The organism is Allobosea sp. TND4EK4 (assembly GCF_900156025.1).
Classification (GTDB): domain Bacteria; phylum Pseudomonadota; class Alphaproteobacteria; order Rhizobiales; family Beijerinckiaceae; genus Allobosea.
This window is the reverse complement of sequence record NZ_FTMO01000049.1, coordinates 1-2,519: the sequence shown is the minus strand read 5'-3', so window position 1 is coordinate 2,519 and position 2,519 is coordinate 1. Positions and strand designations below refer to the sequence as shown.

Genomic DNA, 2,519 nt, shown 5'->3' with positions numbered 1-2,519 from the left:
CGTAAGCGCCCCGCCAGCACCCTATGGATTAGGGGTTGAGGATTTCCGGAAGCGCCACGGCATGAGATCTTCGACGCCGCTTTGCGGGTGGCCGTTGATGATGGCGTCGAGGGTTTCAGCGATATAGGCGACGGGATTGACGTCGTTGAGTCTGCATGTGGCGACGAGGGATGAGAGCAGCGCCCAGTTTTCCGCCCCGACCTCGTGGCCCGCGAACAGGGCGTTTTTCCGGGTCAGGCAGATTGGCCTGATCGCGTTTTCGACCGGGTTGGTGTCGAGCTCGAGGCGGCCATCGTCGAGGAAGCGGGTGAGCCCTTCCCAGTGGGCGAGCCCATAGCGGATGTCTTCGGCCAGCCTGGAGCCGGAAGAGATCATCGACAGTTGCTTCTCGAACCACGGCTTGAGGGCGGCGATGATCGGCGCGGAATGCTCCCGCCGGGCGGCGAGCCGCAGTTGCGGCGCTGTCCCGCGAACCGTTGCCTCGATGGCATAGAGCGCCGCGATCTGGCGGATCGCCGCTTCGGCGATCGGCGATTTGGTGTTGCGCGCGAGCTTGACGAAGCGCCGGCGCAGGTGGCTCCAGCAATGGACGAGCCGCCACGGCCCCTGCGGCCGTTCCAGACGGGTCAGCCGGTCATAGCCCTCATAGGCGTCGACCTGGAGGAACTGTCCGCGGAAGCCCTGAAGGAAGCGTTCGGCATGCTCGCCACTGCGTCCTGGCGCATAGTGGAACAGCACGATCGGCGGGCCCTGGCCGGCATGACCGCGATCATCAGACGCGATGGCCCAGAAGAAGCCCTTCCTGACCTTTCCGCGCCCGGGATCGAGCACCGGCGCGGTGGTCTCGTCCATGAACAGCCGATCCGCCGCGGACAGATGCTGGCGCATGCGATCGGCGATGGGCTTGAGATGGAAGCAGGCCCGGCCAGACCACTTGCCGAGTGTCGCGCGATCCAGCCGGATGCCCTGGCGGGCGTAGATCTCGGCCTGTCGATAGAATGGCAAGTGATCGCCGAACTTGGCGACGATGACCTGGGCGATCAGCGCCTCGGTCGGCAGGCCGCCCGGCACCACGTGCTCGGGGGCATGAGCCTGCACGACCGCGCCCGAGCAGCGGCGGCAGGCATATTTCGGGCGGCGGGTGACCAGCACGCGCAACTGCGCCGGGACCACGTCCAGCCGCTCGCTCACGTCCTCGCCGATCCTCGCCATTTCGCCGCAACCGCACGGACACAACCTGCTCGCGGGCTCGATGATCCGCTCCACCCGCAGCAGATGGGCCGGCAGGTGACCGCGGTTGCGCCGGTGAGACGTGCTGGCGCCGTCGGCCCGGCCCTTGATGATCCGCTGTGCCTTCTCATGGGCGGCGTCGAGCACGCCCTGGGCAATTTCGACGTCCTCCAGCGGCAGATGATATTGCTCGATGGAGAGCTTCTCGGACCTGGCGCCGAACTTCTCGCGCTGGAAGTCACTGACGATGCTCTCCAACCGCCGCCGTGCTTCCTCGGAGTGAGCCAGGGCCTCTTGCGTCTGCGCCAGTTCGGCCTTCAGACGCGCGACCTCATCGTGGAGAACAGCGACGTTCATGGGCTATTTCGAGCATGGATCAGCCCGCAGTGCCATGCCCGGCGCGGACCTGAGTCAGTGTGCCGCACTCACCCGGCAAGCTGCGGACGCCGAACCCGCTCGGGACGCACCAGGCGCCAATCCAGCCCCTCGAACAAGGCCGCGAACATCGCCGGCGACATCCGCATGACGCCGTCGCGAACCTGCGGCCACACGAACTTCGAGCCCTCCAGACGCTTGTGCACCAGCACCAGTCCGGTGCGATCCCAGACCAAAATCTTGATCCGATCGGCCCTTTTGGCCCGGAAGACGATGGCGGCACCACTGTAGGGATCAAGGCCGAGCACCTCCTGCGCCGCCGCCGCCAGCCCATCAAGGCCACGACGGAAGTCGACCGGACGTGTCGCCACGTAGATCTTCAGATCGGAACTCGGCGCGATCATCGCGACGCCCGCACCGCACGGATCACCTGCGCCAACTGCTCGACCTCGACCGTCGTTCGGATTACCGCATCGCCAACCACGATCTCAACCTCCGCCGCCGCCGATTTCGGTGGCTTTGGCGGCAGCCGGGGCGACAGCGCGTCATCCACCAGCAACGGCGCGAACAGCGGCTCCGCGCTCTCCGGAAGGACCAGCTCTCCCAGACGAAGGCGCCGCCGCCAATCATACACCTGCGAGCGTGTCGTTCCGTACTTTCGAGCGACCACCGCAACCTGCGCTCCCGGCATCAGGCTCTCCGCCGCTATCCGCGCCCTTTCGCCCTCCGTGCGAAGCCGCCGCCCCGTCGGACCCTCGACAACCTCAAGTCGGCCGACGTAGCCAGGTGTCGCGACGTCCAATTGGACGTCCATTTGCACGTCTGCTTCCATCCCGATCCTCCGTCTCGCCAATCGGAGGATGCTGCCACATGCAGCTCATGAACCGCACGAGGGGACCGGCGTGGCGCTTACG

Annotated in this window: 3 protein-coding genes; all 3 read right to left on the bottom strand. The window is 66.4% G+C overall.

Annotation, left to right across the window (positions count from 1 at the left end; genetic code table 11):
- Nucleotides 1-21: 21 nt before the first annotated feature.
- The 3 genes from BW981_RS22165 to BW981_RS22155 all read right to left on the bottom strand — a co-directional run bounded on the left by BW981_RS22165 (nucleotide 22) and on the right by BW981_RS22155 (nucleotide 2,437).
- Complete coding sequence (locus tag BW981_RS22165; protein WP_076443162.1) at nucleotides 22-1,587, bottom strand: IS66 family transposase; 1,566 nt, start codon at nucleotides 1,585-1,587, stop codon at nucleotides 22-24.
- 68 nt (nucleotides 1,588-1,655) lie between these two features.
- Nucleotides 1,656-2,009: an IS66 family insertion sequence element accessory protein TnpB gene (tnpB, locus tag BW981_RS22160; protein ID WP_076443160.1), complete on the bottom strand. Its 354-nt coding sequence runs from the start codon at nucleotides 2,007-2,009 to the stop codon at nucleotides 1,656-1,658.
- Nucleotides 2,006-2,437, bottom strand: coding sequence for a transposase (locus BW981_RS22155; RefSeq protein ID WP_076443159.1), 432 nt, complete (start codon nucleotides 2,435-2,437; stop codon nucleotides 2,006-2,008). The genes tnpB and BW981_RS22155 overlap by 4 nt, the downstream gene beginning before the upstream one ends.
- Between the last annotated feature and the right edge of the window lie 82 nt (nucleotides 2,438-2,519).